General features: G+C 42.7%; 19 protein-coding genes. 8 read left to right on the forward strand and 11 right to left on the reverse strand.

The features are described 5' to 3' along the window. The 3 genes from fnr to ttcA all read left to right on the forward strand — a co-directional run bounded on the left by fnr (window position 1) and on the right by ttcA (window position 2,778). On the forward strand, window positions 1-705 hold the full coding sequence (fnr, locus tag VT06_RS01180) for a fumarate/nitrate reduction transcriptional regulator Fnr (RefSeq protein WP_046552413.1): 705 nt from the start codon (window positions 1-3) through the stop codon (window positions 703-705). Between the two features lie 98 nt (window positions 706-803). Then, window positions 804-1,736: a universal stress protein UspE gene (uspE, locus tag VT06_RS01185; RefSeq protein WP_046552414.1), complete on the forward strand. Its 933-nt coding sequence runs from the start codon at window positions 804-806 to the stop codon at window positions 1,734-1,736. Window positions 1,737-1,815: 79 nt separating this feature from the next. Continuing rightward, the gene (gene ttcA / locus VT06_RS01190) at window positions 1,816-2,778 is read left to right on the forward strand and encodes a tRNA 2-thiocytidine(32) synthetase TtcA (RefSeq protein WP_046552415.1); all 963 of its coding nucleotides are present in this window, start codon (window positions 1,816-1,818) and stop codon (window positions 2,776-2,778) included. Window positions 2,779-2,803: 25 nt separating this feature from the next. Here the strand turns inward: ttcA and VT06_RS01195 are convergent, their stop codons facing one another. Continuing rightward, complete coding sequence (locus VT06_RS01195; RefSeq protein ID WP_200897874.1) at window positions 2,804-3,664, reverse strand: glucosaminidase domain-containing protein; 861 nt, start codon at window positions 3,662-3,664, stop codon at window positions 2,804-2,806. A gap of 257 nt (window positions 3,665-3,921) precedes the next feature. On the opposite strand from VT06_RS01195, the gene VT06_RS01200 reads away from it, so the two are divergent. Continuing rightward, the gene (locus tag VT06_RS01200) at window positions 3,922-5,136 is read left to right on the forward strand and encodes a pyridoxal phosphate-dependent aminotransferase (RefSeq protein WP_046552493.1); all 1,215 of its coding nucleotides are present in this window, start codon (window positions 3,922-3,924) and stop codon (window positions 5,134-5,136) included. 33 nt (window positions 5,137-5,169) lie between these two features. Here the strand turns inward: VT06_RS01200 and VT06_RS01205 are convergent, their stop codons facing one another. After that, complete coding sequence (locus VT06_RS01205) at window positions 5,170-5,376, reverse strand: hypothetical protein (protein WP_152658957.1); 207 nt, start codon at window positions 5,374-5,376, stop codon at window positions 5,170-5,172. A gap of 17 nt (window positions 5,377-5,393) precedes the next feature. Between VT06_RS01205 and VT06_RS01210 the strand changes: the two genes are divergently transcribed. After that, entirely contained in the window at window positions 5,394-6,785 is a 1,392-nt protein-coding gene (locus VT06_RS01210) for a sodium:alanine symporter family protein (protein ID WP_046552418.1), read from the forward strand. A gap of 64 nt (window positions 6,786-6,849) precedes the next feature. On the opposite strand, the gene VT06_RS01215 is transcribed toward VT06_RS01210, so the two are convergent. After that, window positions 6,850-7,215, reverse strand: a complete 366-nt coding sequence (locus VT06_RS01215) for a YebG family protein (protein ID WP_046552419.1) — start codon at window positions 7,213-7,215, stop codon at window positions 6,850-6,852. 136 nt (window positions 7,216-7,351) lie between these two features. Between VT06_RS01215 and VT06_RS01220 the strand changes: the two genes are divergently transcribed. Next, window positions 7,352-8,602, forward strand: a complete 1,251-nt coding sequence (locus VT06_RS01220) for an anti-phage deoxyguanosine triphosphatase (protein ID WP_046552420.1) — start codon at window positions 7,352-7,354, stop codon at window positions 8,600-8,602. 132 nt (window positions 8,603-8,734) lie between these two features. Here VT06_RS01220 and VT06_RS01225 read toward each other — a convergent pair whose 3' ends face one another. Beyond that, on the reverse strand, window positions 8,735-10,078 hold the full coding sequence (locus tag VT06_RS01225; RefSeq protein ID WP_046552421.1) for a cyanophycinase: 1,344 nt from the start codon (window positions 10,076-10,078) through the stop codon (window positions 8,735-8,737). A 171-nt stretch (window positions 10,079-10,249) separates the two neighbouring features. Here VT06_RS01225 and VT06_RS01230 point away from each other — a divergent pair, with 171 nt between their 5' ends. Continuing rightward, window positions 10,250-10,648 carry an MAPEG family protein gene (locus VT06_RS01230; RefSeq protein WP_046552422.1) on the forward strand — a complete coding sequence of 133 codons (399 nt, stop codon included), beginning with the start codon at window positions 10,250-10,252 and terminating at the stop codon, window positions 10,646-10,648. 61 nt (window positions 10,649-10,709) lie between these two features. After that, a complete protein-coding gene (locus VT06_RS01235) occupies window positions 10,710-12,311 on the forward strand; it encodes a diguanylate cyclase (RefSeq protein ID WP_161795026.1) in 1,602 nt (533 codons plus the stop codon). A gap of 18 nt (window positions 12,312-12,329) precedes the next feature. Here the strand turns inward: VT06_RS01235 and VT06_RS01240 are convergent, their stop codons facing one another. From VT06_RS01240 to VT06_RS01265, 7 genes are all read right to left on the reverse strand, one after another. After that, the gene (locus VT06_RS01240) at window positions 12,330-12,932 is read right to left on the reverse strand and encodes a class I SAM-dependent methyltransferase (protein ID WP_046552424.1); all 603 of its coding nucleotides are present in this window, start codon (window positions 12,930-12,932) and stop codon (window positions 12,330-12,332) included. A 181-nt stretch (window positions 12,933-13,113) separates the two neighbouring features. Beyond that, window positions 13,114-13,332: a hypothetical protein gene (locus tag VT06_RS01245; RefSeq protein ID WP_046552425.1), complete on the reverse strand. Its 219-nt coding sequence runs from the start codon at window positions 13,330-13,332 to the stop codon at window positions 13,114-13,116. 207 nt (window positions 13,333-13,539) lie between these two features. Further along, on the reverse strand, window positions 13,540-14,010 hold the full coding sequence (locus VT06_RS18355) for a hypothetical protein (protein ID WP_082122412.1): 471 nt from the start codon (window positions 14,008-14,010) through the stop codon (window positions 13,540-13,542). A 326-nt stretch (window positions 14,011-14,336) separates the two neighbouring features. Then, a complete protein-coding gene (locus VT06_RS18235; RefSeq protein ID WP_161795027.1) occupies window positions 14,337-14,504 on the reverse strand; it encodes a hypothetical protein in 168 nt (55 codons plus the stop codon). Between the two features lie 12 nt (window positions 14,505-14,516). Further along, window positions 14,517-15,056, reverse strand: coding sequence for a hypothetical protein (locus tag VT06_RS01250; protein WP_046552426.1), 540 nt, complete (start codon window positions 15,054-15,056; stop codon window positions 14,517-14,519). An 88-nt stretch (window positions 15,057-15,144) separates the two neighbouring features. Next, window positions 15,145-15,528, reverse strand: coding sequence for a hypothetical protein (locus VT06_RS01255; protein WP_046552427.1), 384 nt, complete (start codon window positions 15,526-15,528; stop codon window positions 15,145-15,147). A 389-nt stretch (window positions 15,529-15,917) separates the two neighbouring features. After that, window positions 15,918-16,349 (reverse strand): hypothetical protein, encoded by a 432-nt coding sequence (locus tag VT06_RS01265; RefSeq protein WP_052750126.1) that lies wholly within the window; start codon window positions 16,347-16,349, stop codon window positions 15,918-15,920. Between the last annotated feature and the right edge of the window lie 14 nt (window positions 16,350-16,363).

The raw sequence follows: 16,363 nt of genomic DNA on the forward strand, positions 1-16,363 counted from the left end.
ATGCAACGCTCAGTGATTAACTGCCAGGATTGCGGCTTTAGCCAGTTATGCTTACCTTTTTCATTAAATGAGCAGGAACTTAGCCGGCTCGATGACATTATTCAACGTAAAAAACCACTGCATAAAGGTGATATGTTATTTGAAAGCGCCATGCCGTTAAAAGCGTTGTTTGCTATTCGGACAGGCTCATTTAAAACTTTCACTCTTACCGAGCAAGGTGAGCAACAAATCACTGGTTTTCATTTGCCAGGAGACGTAATCGGCTTCGATGCCATTAATACCGAACACCATAACAGTTATGCCGAAGCGCTGGAAACCGGTATGGTGTGTGAAATACCTTATGCCAATCTCGAGTCGTTACTTGACCAATTACCAAAACTACGACAGCAAATGATGCGTCTGATGAGCCAGGACATTCAGGCAGATCAGCAAATGTTGTTATTATTGAATCGAAAGACTGCTGAGCAAAAATTGGCAACATTCTTAAATCATCTGGCTCAGCGGTTTGGTAGCCGGGGCTTTTCTGATAAAGCCTTTCGACTATCAATGACCCGCAGTGATATTGGTAACTATCTTGGTTTAACGGTAGAAACTATTAGTCGGTTATTAAGTAAACTGCATAAAGAACAGCTGATCAACGTCGATGGCAAACTTATCAGCATCACTAATCCGGCAGTGTTGCAACAAATAGCCGGCAATTGCTAATTTTATTGATGTAGCACAAACAGAGACCTCACAGTTTTTTTATTGACTATACTTTTTCCTGCTACAGTTAACATAAGAAAATAAACAGGGAGTGTGATATGGCAATGTTCAGTAATGTGTTAGTAGTGTTAGACCCAACTGTTGACCAGCAAAAAGCCTTAAATCGGGCACTGGAATTAGCACGAAAACAACCGTGTAAATTAACCGCATTTTTGTCGATTTACGACTTTTCTTATGAGATGACCACGATGTTATCCGGTGATGAGCGTGAATCGATGCGCCAGGCAGTGATCCATGACCGCGAGCTATGGGTTAGTGAGCTCATCAGTGATGCCAGATACCAAGGGATCGATATTGAATTAAAAGTGGTGTGGCATAACCGGCCATTCGAAGCCATTGTGCACGCCGTATTAGAACATGGCTATGATTTAGTCATCAAAGGCACGCACAACCACGATATTTTAAAATCGATGATTTTCACTCCGACAGACTGGCATATTTTACGCAAATGCCCCTGCGCCGTATTACTGGTAAAAGAACATGAATGGCCGGATAACGGTAACATTATTGCCGCGGTCAATGCTGGTAGCGAGCAAGAGCATCATCAATCGTTGAATCAGCGCGTTATTACTACTGCAACAGCAATGGCTGAAGTACTTAAAGGTCAGGTCCATCTGGTAAATGCCTTTCCGGGAACACCAGTAAATATTGCCATTGAAATTCCGGAATTTAATCCACAACAATACAACAGTGCCATGCGCGACCATCACGAAAACGCTGTCGAGCAGCTGGCCAAACAATTTGAAATGACAGAACAACATACTCACGTACTCGAGGGTATGCCGGAAGATATTATTCCACTTTTAGCTACAGAATTGGATGCTGAAATGGTAGTTATTGGTACCATTGGCCGCACCGGCCTTTCTGCCGCCATTATTGGTAACACGGCAGAGCATCTTATTGATCAGCTCGATTGCGATGTATTGGCATTAAAACCAGCAAATTTTGTCTGTCCACTGGCAAAAAGCTGATATATCGGTGATCCACACTATAGTAATGGCGCACTCTTGGTTATAATGTGCGCCATTTTTCTGTAGAGTTTTAATCGTTATGTCTCACGCCGCGCAAGCAAAAGCACAGTACAATTTAAACAAACTGCATAAACGGCTGCGCCGTGGTGTTGGTCAAGCCATTAGTGATTTTGGCATGATTAGCGAAGGTGACAAAGTTATGGTGTGTTTGTCTGGCGGTAAAGACTCTTATACCATGTTGGATATTCTGCTGAACCTACAGCAAGCGGCCCCGGTTAACTTCAGCATTATTGCCGTTAATTTAGACCAAAAGCAGCCTGGTTTTCCGGCTGAAGTGTTACCCAACTATTTAAACGGCATTGGCGTAGACTATCGAATTGTCACCGAAGATACCTATAGCATAGTTAAAGAAAAAGTACCTGAGGGTAAAACTACCTGCTCGCTCTGCTCGCGTTTGCGCCGAGGTATTTTGTATCGTACCGCCAAAGAATTAGGTGCCACCAAGATTGCTCTGGGGCACCATCGTGATGACATGTTAGAAACGTTGTTTTTAAACATGTTTTACGGCGGTAAATTGAAATCAATGCCACCTAAACTGATCAGTGACAATGGTGAGCATATCGTTATCCGGCCATTAGCATATTGCAAAGAAAAAGACATTGAGAAGTACGCTCAGGCCCGTCAATTCCCCATTATTCCCTGTAACTTGTGTGGCTCGCAGGATGGCTTACAGCGACAGGTAATTAAAGACATGCTGCAAGATTGGGATAAACGCTTTCCCGGACGCATTGAAACCATGTTTCAGGCCATGCAAAACGTAGTGCCATCTCATTTAGCCGATAAAAATTTATTTGATTTTGCTGCTATATCAAAAGATAGCCATAACCTAGTTGAAGGCGACACCGCCTTCGATCCTATTACCGTACCCACTATACCCGTAGGCTTTACTGACGATGCTGAAACAGATTTAGACAACATAACGGACAGGCATCGGCAAAGCGAGTTAAAGCAAAATGAATTAAAAATAGTGCAGTTAGGCTGACAACACCACTTGCCTTACAGCAATATTACTCTTCCAGGAAACGACGGTTAAAGCGGATCATATCGCTTATTTCAACTATGTACTCCTCACCACGTTCTGAATAGCGGCCCAAACCGGCCGCCAGCACTTCACCGCGAAGTGGTTTACGCTCGGCCCGCAACGTCGAGCGAATGTCTCTTAGCTCATCATAGGTATGAAACGTATTCAGGTTATAAAAGTAGCTGCGAATACTTTGTGCCGGATTATCAAATTTTGCCACTTCATGCGTTTTCTCTTCACCACGACTTAGTGGCACCAGGCCACAACCTTCCCGAAAACACCACTGACCAAAGAAATTATAGCCTTCGACCGCAAACCGGCTGGTTCCCCAGGCAGACTCATTCGCTGCCTGCATTAACACTAAACTTGCCGGTAAAATATCTACTCGCTTAAGTAACTCATTCAGCATTTGTGGATCTGATTCGGCCACATCCATTCGAAATTCATCGTACAGGCTATATAAAAAAGCATATTCATTGATATTAAGACGTTGATTTTTTCTTTTTTTTTCAGCTAATTCTAATAACTGTTGTCGTAAATAACGTAAACGGCTGTTTTCACGCTGCACATGCGGTCGTAAGTAATTAAAAAAAGCCCGTTTTTTAGCGTTAGTATTGCTGATGGCATTAAAGTCAGGTAGCGGAATAAACGCAATTGCCGGCTCAGTATACGCCAGCCGCTCCAGTACTTTTTTCTGATCTGCCTGATTTAGCACGGCTATCCGACTAGGCCTTTGCCACTCATCCAGTGAATCTTGCTCAGGTACCGGCTGCAAGCCAACAAAAGGGCTCAGTGCCGCTGAAGCAACCAGTAACCATGCCATAAGTGTTAAAGTACGTCTTATCAAAAAATCACCACTCTATTCTGCAGTATTTCCAGCCACGACTTGCAACATAACCGATTACTGACTGACGATATCAATGACCATTTTAGCCTTTGCGAGCCTTAGATTGAACTAAAAAATTTTTAGACGTTTATTTTTTAGGTTTTTTGCCAACATTATTGAACACTGCATTGCAAATCAGGCGCGGGTATGTAACATACTACACTTTGCTTTTAGCTATCTGGATGGATATCATTTTAGGGGGCAACACTGATTACACTATGAAACCAATTGAACGCTCAACCAAGCTCGATGGAGTATGTTACGACATTCGCGGCCCTGTGGCTCAGGAAGCAAAAAGAATGGAAGAAGAAGGCCACCGTATTCTTAAACTGAATATTGGTAACCCAGCGCCTTTTGGCTTTGAAGCACCAGACGAAATTCTAAAGCATGTGATCCATAACCTGCCAACTTCCCAAGGTTATTCCGATTCGCAAGGTATTTATCCTGCCAGAGTAGCCGTGGCTCAATATTACCAGCAACGCGGTATTTTAGGGGCTGATGCCGATGATGTGTACATTGGCAATGGCGTGTCCGAGCTAATTTTAATGTCATTACAAGCATTATTGAACAATGACGATGAAGTACTGGTGCCCTCCCCCGACTATCCGTTATGGACTGCGGCGGTTAATTTAACCGGTGGCAAAGCACGGCATTATCGCTGTGATGAGCAGCAAGACTGGTATCCGGATCTGGCGGATATTAAAAGCAAAATTAATAAAAAAACCAAAGCTATCGTGCTGATAAATCCGAACAACCCCACCGGCGCCGTGTATAACAAAGCCTTTTTGCTTGAACTACTAAACATTGCCCGCGAACATCGCCTGGTGGTGCTCAGTGACGAGATTTATGACAAAGTATTGTACGACGGTACCGAGCATGTCAGTACTGCTTCCTTAGCGGACGACTTAATTATGCTCACCTTTGGCGGCTTATCCAAGAACTACCGGATCGCCGGTTTTCGGGTGGGCTGGCTGTTTATTTCCGGTGCAAAAAATCTGGCGCGACATTATATTGAAGGCCTCAATGTTTTAGCCTCAATGCGGCTATGTGCCAACGTGCCGTGCCAGCACGCCGTGCAAACCGCCTTAGGTGGTTACCAAAGTATTAATGAACTGGTCGTGCCTGGGGGGCGTTTATACGAGCAAATGGATTTAGCCCATAAGCTGGTTACTGAAATTGATGGTATTAGCTGTATGCGTCCTAAAGGCGCAATGTATTTATTTCCCAAAATTGATCTTAAGAAATTTCGTATTAAAGACGATGAGTTATTTGTGCTGGATTTTTTGCGCCAGCACAAAGTATTGCTGGTGCATGGTCGTGCCTTTAACTGGCCCGAGCCCGATCACTTTCGTATTGTGTTTTTACCACATAAAGAACAATTGGCAGCGGCCATTGGTAAGTTGGCGCAGTTTTTACAGGGTTACCGCCAATAACCTTACTTACTAAAAGGCAGCCTGGCTGCCTTTCTATTTTTCATTGCGGCAATCTTCACCTGTCACTTCAAATTCAACGGTAGTATGACTGAGCTGATTAGGGGCCAGCACTGCGGCAATCTGCTGTTTATACAGCAACTGTACTTCCGGTTGCGGTGGTGTAGTAATTTCAACATGCATATAATTTCTTGTTTCTGTTGTCATTTCGCAGTAATCTTGCATCATTATATGGACGTCCATACTGCTGAACCTAATTAATGACTGCTGATTTCTCATTTCAACACGCTTTTGAAAGCATGACCACACAGCTGGCTGCCGTGGTTTTTTTTGCCTTTGACATTAATGGCGTTGCCATTCCTATGGTGCTGATTTGGCTAATCAGCGGTGCGCTGGTTTTTACCTGTTACCTTGGTTTTATTAATGTGCGCGGTTTTGGTCATGCCATTCGCTTACTGAAAAACACTAAACCCAATACTGAAAAAGGTGAAATAACCCCGTTTCAAGCGTTAAGTACTGCTTTATCAGGTACTGTTGGCACCGGTAATATTGCCGGAGTAGCTATTGCTATTAGCCTGGGTGGGCCTGGCGCCACCTTCTGGATGATAATTGCTGGCGTATTGGGTATGTCAACCAAGTTTGTTGAATGTACGCTGGCGGTAAAATATCGGCAAATCAACGCTGATGGCAGCGTGTCGGGCGGCCCGATGTACTATATTAAAGTCGCGCTAGACAAATTTAACATGCCATTAACTGGCAGTTTTTTAGCGGTCGCGTTTTCCGTGTTTGTTATTTTTGGTGCCGCAGGCTTTGTCCATGTTAACCAGGGGTTTGTTCAGGTTAAAACGGTAACCGGCTTTGAAAATGCCTGGTTGTTCGGCGCAATATACGCCTTGCTGGTCGGTGCCGTCATTATCGGCGGATTAAAAAGTATTGCCAGAGTGACCAGTAAATTAGTGCCGTTAATGTGTGGTATTTATCTTATTGCGTCACTCATTGTTATTTTTACCCACGCCAGTGCTGTTCCAGCGGCCCTGTGGCTAATCGTTCAGGGAGCGTTTACTCCGGAAGCCGGCTACGGCGGTTTTATTGGCGTACTTATTCAGGGTTTTCGACGAGCAGCCTACTCCAACGAGGCCGGTATTGGTTCATCTCCTATTGCTCACGCTGCGGCAAAAACCAAAGATCCGGTTAGCCAGGGGTTTGTTGGCTTACTCGAGCCCTTTATTGATACCGTAATCATTTGCACCATTACTGCCTTGGTTATTATACTAACCGGCGCCTATCAAACACCTGGCCTGGACGGTGTACAAATTACCTCCGGTGCTTTTGCTTCGGTGTTTAGCTGGTTTCCATGGGTACTCATGGTAGCCTTGTTGTTGTTTGGTTTTTCTACGGTAATTAGCTGGTCATATTATGGTTTAACAGGCTGGCGTTATCTGGTTGGCCAGGATAAGCGCTTAACTCAGTTATATAAGGTGTTCTTTTGTCTGATTGTTTCTATTGGTGCTGTGCCTAACGTTATGGCAGTTTTTGACTTTATTGACTCTATGATTTTCTTAATGGCGGTGCCAAATATTCTGGCGTTGTATCTGTTGTTGCCAGAAGTAAAGGCCGACCTAAAAGCGTATTGGCAAAAACTACCCCGCTAGCGGTTTATTGCCCTATAAGTTTTCGTCAGCCACTAATGGCGTGCAATGTACTTAAGGCTGTTGATTAAGCAGCCTGATTTTTCTGCGCTTTGGCTTTTTCAGGCTCGGCTTTGCTTACTTCTGCTTTATTTAATTCAGCTTTGTTTGGCTCTGCCGATTTTAACCCAGCCGGCGCGGCGGCTTTTGGCTCTGCTTTAGCCGGTTTTTTAGCGCCAAGCGCGACCAGTAATGCCTCTTTATTTTGGGCCAGGTATAATGCCAGTGCTTCAGTTTGCGCGTCGTCGTTTAATAAGCTGCTGTTACCTAGCATGCCCACTAACTCATCTGCGGTATCGAGCATTTTGTCATAGGCATCCGCCTCCGCTTTTGAGGTAAACGTCATTTTTTCTACTCCGTTGCGCTCTACAATATATTTAATTACCACTGCCATTTCGCTGCCCCTGATTAATTTTAACTGTAATTTTATACAGTATATTAAGTACTATGTCGAGTGCTCGAAATAAAATCAATTGTCGCGTAGTATAGGCGTTATTAACAGAACTGTTTTATCATGATTAAGGAAGGTTATGTTAGCAATTTGGTCTGAACGACATTCAGAAGGCAGCCATGACAGGCCGAATGATCAACGTTCACCGTGGCAACGCGATCGTGCCCGCATTCTGCATTCTGCTGCTTTTCGCCGACTGCAGTCTAAAACTCAAATTTTAGGCATCGGCCAAAACGATTTTTATCGCACCCGGCTAACACATTCATTAGAAGCGGCGCAAATAGGCACCGGTTTAGTTAATCAGTTGTTAAAAAAATCAGCGCCAGCTATGCACGCTATTTTACCCGATCCAAGCCTAATGGAAGCGCTCTGTCTGGCACATGATATTGGTCACCCCCCCTTTGGCCATGGTGGTGAAACCGCACTAAATTATAAAATGCTGGCTGACGGTGGCTTTGAAGGTAACGGTCAAACTTTACGCATAGTGGCAAAATTAGAACCCTACACCCAACATCATGGCATGGACTTAGCACGACGTACCCTGCTTGGCTTATTAAAATACCCGGTATTACAACCACAACTGCCCGCTACGGCTATCGCGCCAAACCCACTAAACCTGAATAACTGGAAGCCTGCCAAAGCTATTTTTCAGGCCGATGCCGCTATTCTCGACTGGATATTACACCCCCTTAGTGCTTTTGATCGCGACACCTTTCAACAGGTGGAAACGTTGGCGCAATCACCCTTTATTAAATCACGCTATAAATCGCTGGATGCGTCTATTATGGAGTTAGCGGATGATATTGCCTATGGTGTGCACGATTTAGAAGATGCCATCGTGCTGGGCAATGTTAGTTATTGCCAATGGCAGCATTATACTGGTGATGATCTGCAGCAACTTGGCAGCAAACTGTTTAGTAGTGAACATCATATTCGTAAAGATGCGATAGGATCACTAGTGAATCGACTGATCACCTCAGTTGAGTTGTATCAGGCACTGCCTGATGCTACGGAGCCATTAATTCGTTATAACGCCCGACTGCCCAATGCTGAAACCGCCATTTTACAAAGCCTGAAACAACTAGTCTTTAATTGTGTTATTCGCCAACCCCTTATTCAGCAATCACGCTTTCGTTGCCAGAATATGTTAATGCAATTGTTTGATGCTTTTGCCTCTGATCCCAGCCGGCTACTGCCGTTAAATACTCAGCAGCGTTGGCACAGTGCTAACGACCAACACCAGGGCATGCGGGTAATTTGCGATTATATTTCTGGTATGACCGACGATTATGCTGAACGAATGCATAAAACCCTGTTTGGGCCTTTGTAACTGGAGAATCCCGTAGTTTTAAATAAACTTCGTTGACTTGCCCTTTAGTAACTGCCCGCGGTCATTATCAAATAGAAGCGCTATAAGCGATGGCGTAATATTTGCTAAAACAATAAGCATAGTGGCGCTGTGTTATTGCGGTTTCTCAACAAGCTCCTGGCTAGCAGCAGTTAACGGCGTAATACTAAATTCGGTTGGTATAATATCCAGTCTTACGCCAAAAGCACTACCACTATCTAGCATCCCGTCCAGATATTGCCAGTAACCGGTGGTGTGCTCATCTTGCACAAAACGCAGCGTAAAACCAACACCGCTGCCCTGATGCAAGTAGCTAACAACTTCACTGCTGCCTTTATTGTCTACTAAATCAAAGGTTAGCATATCTTTTAGCCTGCTATTACGGCTAAACACACCGGACACTATTGGCTTAGCCAGGTTAAGATATTCATGCCCTACCGTTGCCGATTTAAGCGGGTTAGCTACAAACTGCTCGGTGTCAAAATTATATCGATCGCCGCCCTGCATTACACTCAAGCGTACATTTTCAATGTGATAACCCTTAGGATTATCAATGCGCTTAGCGTGTGTAACATCAATCGCCGTTACCGCGCCGGCACCAATCACCTGTGCACTGTTGTCCTGAGCGGTGTATACCAGCGCCGTATTTTCATCAATGCCAAACCCCATTGGAAAATGCACTTTACTCAACTCAGTTGCTACAATTAAGCGGCCAAAACGGGCTTTACGATCAAAATGTTGGTCAATAATAGCATGTGGAAAAAAGCCTAAGCCCTGTGCCAATAACAACGGGCCGTTTTCCTGATCCTGTATACCATGGTAAGTATCAGTAGTGCCCTTGGTTAACGCTCCCCAGGAATCGCCGGCGGCTATCATCACTTCACTCATCATTGCCGCACCCGCGCTGGTACCACCGATTACCCCGCCACGCTGATATACATCCCAAATGGCTTGAAGCAACACTGACTTTATACCGTTTGGGGCCAACGTTGCGGTAATATTTAACTGATCGCCGCCTAAAAACCATACTGCGGTATATTGGCTAAGATGCCCTGCTAATTGCGTATCGGTTGCCCCTCTGCGCCAGGTGCTTTCATCTACATCAGCGGTGTTTTTATCATCAGCTACCGCTACCGGAAATAAGCTCATTTGGTCTTCATCCAGGCCATAGCGCACCATATCGGCTTGAAACTGCTTAAAGTACTTTACTGGCTGGCCACTGGCTGCAGGAATAACCGCTATTCTGGCCTGCAATTCGCCACCGGCTAGCGCTATAAATCGCTGATAAATTTCAGCATTCGACCCTGCCAAAGCCCCGCCTACTAATACCAACGACCCTTTATCCAGCATAAGCTTAGGCTGAGGTTTCGGTTTCGGTAAATCAGCCTTGCTGCAGCCCAATAGCACGCTTAAACTTAGCAATGAAATAACAATATGCTTCACCAGTATTTGCTCCATATTTATGCTTTTTGGTATTTTTTATGTATAACAGGCTATTTTATAACGAGTGCCCGAAAAAAACAGCCTACCAGATTTCCACTGGTAAGGGCATCCACTACGCAGTAAGCTATAACTATTTTAATCAGCTTAAGTAAGCAGCGCTAACGCTGCGACCCGGAGACACTATTAATGTTAAGTTCACTACTGCTAACGTTGTTTTTTGCTATGTTACTGCCATTTTTGGCCAAAGCCCCACTAGCTTTTGCCATGAACAAAGCCGGCGGCTACGACAACAACAACCCCAGAGCGCAACAAGCTGCATTAAAAGGCTTTGGTCAGCGCGCTAATGCCGCCCATTACAACAGCTTTGAAGCCTTAATTATTTATGGCTGCGCCGTACTAATCGCTATCGCGGCAGGCTCAGGTACGGTAGATAACACCACAGTATTATTGGGCTGGCTATTTATCGCAAGCCGCATAGTTTACTTACTTTGCTATTGGCTCGACTACGCCACCCCTCGCTCTATTGTGTGGGGTATTGGCATTATCGCCGCGTTTAGCATGGCCGGCAGAGCAGTATTAGGGTAAGTGTATTTTAGTAGCTTTAGGTTAATCCATATAAGCAATGTCAGTTAAATTTGGCGCAAAAATGAATTCTATATCCCTTAAGCGAAGCGGTATCATCGCTAACGTTATTATTTCAATCCTATTAATGCTGCTAAGCACGATAAGTCACGCTTCAGCGGCTGAAAATTGTCAGCTGCAGCGGATTGATAACGCGACAGATCATCAGGCCACACCACTTATTGCCGGCCAGAAATCTAACGTGACAGTTAACCGCGGCGAGAATCAGTTTATACTATCTTGCAGCCTACAAAACAGCGCAGTGTTTTCATTTCAGCGCCATGGCCTAGATGCCTTTTCGCTGCAGCAAAATAATATTGACAAAGTGCCGCTACCGTCGGCTGAAGTAAGCTTCTTAATAGATAAAGGCACAACCTCTTCCCAAATAACGCTGCAATCAAAATTTTATTACAACCCAAGGTTCCAATGGCACCATATGGACAGCTTTATTGTGTCTAGCCAAAAGCATAATCTTATTATGGGTTTATTTTACGGCTTAAGTATCACACTTATGCTTTACGTTTTAATTTTAAGCAGTAAAGTCAAAGACAGTGCGTTAAAGCTGTACAGTGCCTATATTTTTTGTATCACTAGTTTTATTTTGCTACAAGAAGGCCAGTTATACCTTTATATAGCCAGTGATCTGCTGGTGCCGGTTCATATTATTTATTTGTTTAGTATTGGCCTAACGGTAGTCAGTGCAACCTGGTTTATGTGTGAAATATTAAAAATTAACAGCCAATTCCCACGGGCAAGTACGGTATTTAAATTTATCTCAGTTATCGTACTCATTGCTTGCCTAAGTAGAATAATGAATCATAACATCAATACCTTAGCTATCTCCGGTATGATAATGGGCTATGGCACGCTTATCTTAGTTGCGGCCATTTTTTTCACTTCCGTGTTGCAAATGTACCGTGGTGTCAGCGATGCCGGCCTGGTGTTCGCCGCGTTACTCATTGTGCTGGTTAGCATGACATTCAGAATTATATTACTGGATAGTAATGTTTTTATTCAACGCTACGGCTTTATTATCGCGTTTGCCGTTGAGGGTTTTATGCTGGCAATAGTAGTTTCAAGGCGCATTGGCCGAATAACATTAGCCAAAGAAAAAGCAGAAAACGATGCGGGCCTCGATATGCTTTGTAATATTTTAAATCGACGAGGCTTTACTACTAAAGCAAAAGAGTTGATTAATTTGCAACGTCAAACTGGCACCACTCTGGGTATATTTTATGTCGACATTGATAATTTTAAACAACTCAATGACCGCTATGGCCACCATATTGGTGATGTTGCATTAAAAGAAGTTGCAAACTACCTTAATGGAAAAATGCGTATGGAGGATGCGGTTGGCCGTATTGGCGGTGACGAGTTTGTTGCTCTGGCCAGCTTTAGAAATAATACTGAAATTGACGCTAAATTTGCAGAATTGAAGCATCACTTTACGCGCTTTAGTTTTAATTTACAGCAACAAGAATTCTATTTATCGGCCAGCATCGGTTTTGCCATTTTTAACACCCCCCCAGCAGATTTAGATACCCTATTAGCCGCAGGAGACGCCGCCATGTACCAAGCAAAATCACACAGAAAAGCCCAAGCGTTAACAGAAGTAACCGCTAATTAAAAATGGGCTAATACATATTTATCGTTTGGCCGTTAGCAAAAATACCGGAAAAGCGCCATGTGGCTTATGCACCACACTAGCATCTATTATTTTAATGTTTTTAAAACCGGCTTTTTTTGCAGCATTTACAATGCATTCTCGTTCAAAACCAAAATGATAAACACCGGTATCTTCGGTATGAAAACTGCCATCTTCTTTATCAAGATCAGCGATAGCAATTATTCCACCATCATTTAACAGCGCATAAAATTTAACAAACATGGCCTCGATATCTTTTACATGATGCAGGGTCATTGACGATATAACACCATCAAAGGTATCAGTAATATCAGTAGACACTAAGTCAACTTCAAGGATAGCAATGTCACAACCAAGACTGCCTCGTTTGCTATTAAGCTGGTCATTCATCGCTTTGGAAATATCAACAGCCGTAATTTTCCGAACAAACGGCGCAATACGCTCAAGCAGCAACCCGGTACCAGAGCCAAAATCCATTAAGTGCATAGTTCTATCAAAACTTATTGCATCAATCACCGCATTAGCGATATTCGCAACATTAGACACTCTATTATCATCGCTATCGTAAATCCCAGCTTTATGTTCGAAAAAATCTTTATTCATTTGTGTTACCAATTTGAATAGTGCCTAGCGTAATAGGTGTGAGCTTGAGAGCATCCGGCGGTTGCAGACCGAATACTGTTGCGACTTGTTATGTGCTCTAGACAAAATCCTTGATACGATTCCCTTTGAAAAACTGTGGGCCAAAAGCATTACGCTCCGCACCTGGCCTGAAACCCATTGGCTACATTCTAATTGTGCCACGTTGCTTGAATTTACCCGATACAATGGCTCCCACCAACTGATCTTCGGTGTAACCCTGAAATTTATTTGTATCGTTGGTGAAATTGACAGAATACAGCCCCGTTTTTTCACCACGCTCACCCGTATATGGATGAACTTTTTTCTCATTCTCGTCGAAAGACCACACATCAGGGAAAAACACTTCTTCTTTTAGCAGCAACTTGAAATTCTCCTATTTTGAAGTTGATTTGTGAGCATAACATCGCGTTAAGCGGAATAAAATTATTGGTTAAAACGTGAAGCGAAACGAAAACTAACCAACAATTATAATCAATTTAAACGCCTTGTTGAACGAAGCACATGTGCGGCAGAGTGGATCATCGTCGGTACTTCTTATGCCCTTCAATGGTGAAGGTAAAATAAGGAATTACTCAGCATCAGAAAAAAGAACACTACCACTAACGTAAGTTGAGGACTCTTTTCTATTTTGTTTGCTCCCAAGAGGTAAGCGTAAACCTAAACCCACATCATCAGAATTAGCAGAAATATGAAAAATACCATATCCAAGTTGAACGCTTTTTGAGGATGAAACATAGCTGGCATACCAACCTTCTTGATACTTTAAGCCAATATTAAACCCTGTTGATGAATTCAGCTCATGGTTGCTTTTTCCATGAGAAATGCCCAAAAATGGTACTAACTTTGTATTTCTTATATGATACTGATAACCAGCACTAACATCCCAAGCACTAATATCTATTGATGATGAATCGCTTTTAGTATTGTGACAGTGATAAGGCATACTTCCTGCGTGACAACCATTGCTGTCAGTGCCTCCCGAATGCCCAAGCACGGTAACAGGAAGAAAAACTAGCAGTGATAATATAGAAACTTTCAATTTACATCCTTATATTGAAATCATAATTGTGTGTAGAACGCTTATTGGGCGGGAAAATCCATATTTAAACAAGCAGCTTTCCGTTTTTGTAAATTTAGTTTTGATGACATTACAATTATTTTAGATTGTTTACAATAGGTTATAGGGGCATAAAATTTTTATGTGGTAAAAAATACGCAAACTTACGTTTAATATAATTATACTGGTGATGTTAAAAACCAATCAGATACACAGTGCCGAACGGCTAATGCGCCGCGCCAATACCTTAATGAGCAGTATTAATAGCTAAATATTATTAATTAACGGAATTGGTCCAGCCCGCTGTGTCAGGATAGTTTTATAACGGACACTTCATAAATATGTACCCGCTCCAGCTCGGCCACCCCTAAATGGCGAGCGATGGCTTGTTCTTCATCAGTTAACGCTCTGCCAAACTGGCAAATTAAGGTTTGCTGTTGGTCTGCCCAAATAGCAGCAGCTGGAATTATTTCCACTAAACCCGACTTCTAATGTTTAGTTTCAATATTTTTAAGTGTGTGATCTAAAATCTTAATGAACTCTTGTGCCCGCTCCGCATGGTCATAATCCTGTATCGCAATCGCATAATCTACAGAGTCGAAGTGCGAAATTGAATTAATAACATCTAGCATATTAGGTGCCTTAACTTTAAACCTATCAGATATTTCATATTTCAAAGCGTCTAGATCATTTAAATCATTGTAATTCCTATATAAGTACCTGATTAAATTTATATCCGAAGGATAATCTACGTAAAACTTTAAAACTTCATCTTTAATAATATTATCTGGAATCAGGCTTTCATCAAATTCTACGCCGCTCAACTCAAATATATTTTCATGCAAGAAAATAGTCCCTTTCGATGCAGCAAAATTGATTACGTCCCAGTTGGTATACCCCTTAGCAATATCGTCACTGTAATCGGCATCCTTATGGACAAGGATCCAAATTATTGCTTCACAATCAGATTTTAGATGTCTCAAGTCTTTTTTAGCGTCTGCAACAAGTTTGGGGGTAAGGAATGTCATATATTTATGTTTCACTCCTCCCCACAGCATCTAAAGGAACGAAAATACGTGTCGAGCTAAATTATTAATCATGAGAGCAAAGTTTTACCTAGAGAATTTGGCTTAAAAGGCAACCAGTAAAACTACTAGCAGGTTTATAGTCATATTTGAAAACGTTATAAATCAGTGATGATTTAAAGTAAAAAACCGCCATATCTGTTCTCAGGACGACTTCTGCGTCTGCAAGTAAAACCTGTTCATCACGCCAGTCAAATACACATTTTTCTGAAGTTCCAGATACTTTCGAAACTGCGATATGCCTGCGAACATTTACCAAAGAGCCATACCGATAGCACTTAATTAATGCGTTAATTAATTCTACCTTAAGTTCGGCTTCAACAACGGTAAACGTTTCGCCCAGAACATAGTCAGGAATGTAAATTTTGTTGTTCTTATGGATATAAATGTCTCCATGTGCAGAGCCTAATAACATGCTTTTATCCATTTCAAACTAAATTTTTCAATAATTGTATCGAAGGAAATTGCAAATATTTGCTATCTTCCGGGCGGGCTAAATAACAGTTATCGTTCAAAAACACATTTGACCACGGGGTAATCACTTTTCCGTACTCTGCACTCCGGATCACCACCGCCACGTATCATGCTCGCTCTAGGTTGCTTAATAAAAATCACAAATTCCTCTTCCTGATCTGTAAAAGTGACTAGTCTATGCTCAAGCCAACTCACTTTATTGATAGCAGCAAGGTGTTTACTCAATGCTCGCCATGCTTTCAGATACACCCCTGATACAACGGTTTGTACTCGGTGTTTTTCGAGCATTCCATTATCAGTAAGATGTTCAAGCTCCGTTACAATAGTGCGCTATGAAATTACTTCATGCGCTCTGGCATCCATTTCATAGGGTGAGTTTAGGTAGCCGAATTGCATAATTTCACCAATATAGCGGGTTAAAAATGCTTCGGCAGAACCAGCCTGCTCGTACTGATGAACATGGCGTAGCTCATGCGACAGTAAACGAGTAGTTAAGTAACCCTGTTTAATATAAATTCCGTAACCCAACGTTAAACCAATGGTATCTTCGGTTAAAAAACCATACTCTTCGCACAAAGCGGCTAGTTCAGGCTCATCCGGGCGTTTTATAACGGGCACTTCATATATGTGTACCTGCTCAGGGGCAGCCACCTTAACCAGACAGGCAATCGCTTTTTCTTCAACGGTTAACGCTCTACCAAACTGATAGATAAACGTCTGGTTTTGTTCTGCCCAGTTAGCCGCTTTGGTGATTGAATGCAAAGTGTAAAACTCTA

Source organism: Arsukibacterium sp. MJ3 (genome assembly GCF_000987765.1).
Lineage (GTDB): Bacteria > Pseudomonadota > Gammaproteobacteria > Enterobacterales > Alteromonadaceae > Alishewanella.

Bases quoted from the DNA above. Each gene is read 5' to 3' on its own strand.
- fnr (WP_046552413.1), top strand. From the start codon at position 1: ATGCAACGCTCAGTGATTAACTGCCAGGATTGCGGCTTTAGCCAGTTA.
- uspE (WP_046552414.1), top strand. From the start codon at position 804: ATGGCAATGTTCAGTAATGTGTTAGTAGTGTTAGACCCAACTGTTGAC.
- ttcA (WP_046552415.1), top strand. From the start codon at position 1,816: ATGTCTCACGCCGCGCAAGCAAAAGCACAGTACAATTTAAACAAACTG.
- VT06_RS01200 (WP_046552493.1), top strand. From the start codon at position 3,922: ATGAAACCAATTGAACGCTCAACCAAGCTCGATGGAGTATGTTACGAC.
- VT06_RS01205 (WP_152658957.1), bottom strand. From the start codon at position 5,376: ATGGACGTCCATATAATGATGCAAGATTACTGCGAAATGACAACAGAA.
- VT06_RS01210 (WP_046552418.1), top strand. From the start codon at position 5,394: ATGACTGCTGATTTCTCATTTCAACACGCTTTTGAAAGCATGACCACA.
- VT06_RS01215 (WP_046552419.1), bottom strand. From the start codon at position 7,215: ATGGCAGTGGTAATTAAATATATTGTAGAGCGCAACGGAGTAGAAAAA.
- VT06_RS01220 (WP_046552420.1), top strand. From the start codon at position 7,352: ATGTTAGCAATTTGGTCTGAACGACATTCAGAAGGCAGCCATGACAGG.
- VT06_RS01225 (WP_046552421.1), bottom strand. From the start codon at position 10,078: ATGGAGCAAATACTGGTGAAGCATATTGTTATTTCATTGCTAAGTTTA.
- VT06_RS01230 (WP_046552422.1), top strand. From the start codon at position 10,250: ATGTTAAGTTCACTACTGCTAACGTTGTTTTTTGCTATGTTACTGCCA.
- VT06_RS01235 (WP_161795026.1), top strand. From the start codon at position 10,710: ATGAATTCTATATCCCTTAAGCGAAGCGGTATCATCGCTAACGTTATT.
- VT06_RS01240 (WP_046552424.1), bottom strand. From the start codon at position 12,932: ATGAATAAAGATTTTTTCGAACATAAAGCTGGGATTTACGATAGCGAT.
- VT06_RS01250 (WP_046552426.1), bottom strand. From the start codon at position 15,056: ATGACATTCCTTACCCCCAAACTTGTTGCAGACGCTAAAAAAGACTTG.
- VT06_RS01255 (WP_046552427.1), bottom strand. From the start codon at position 15,528: ATGTTATTAGGCTCTGCACATGGAGACATTTATATCCATAAGAACAAC.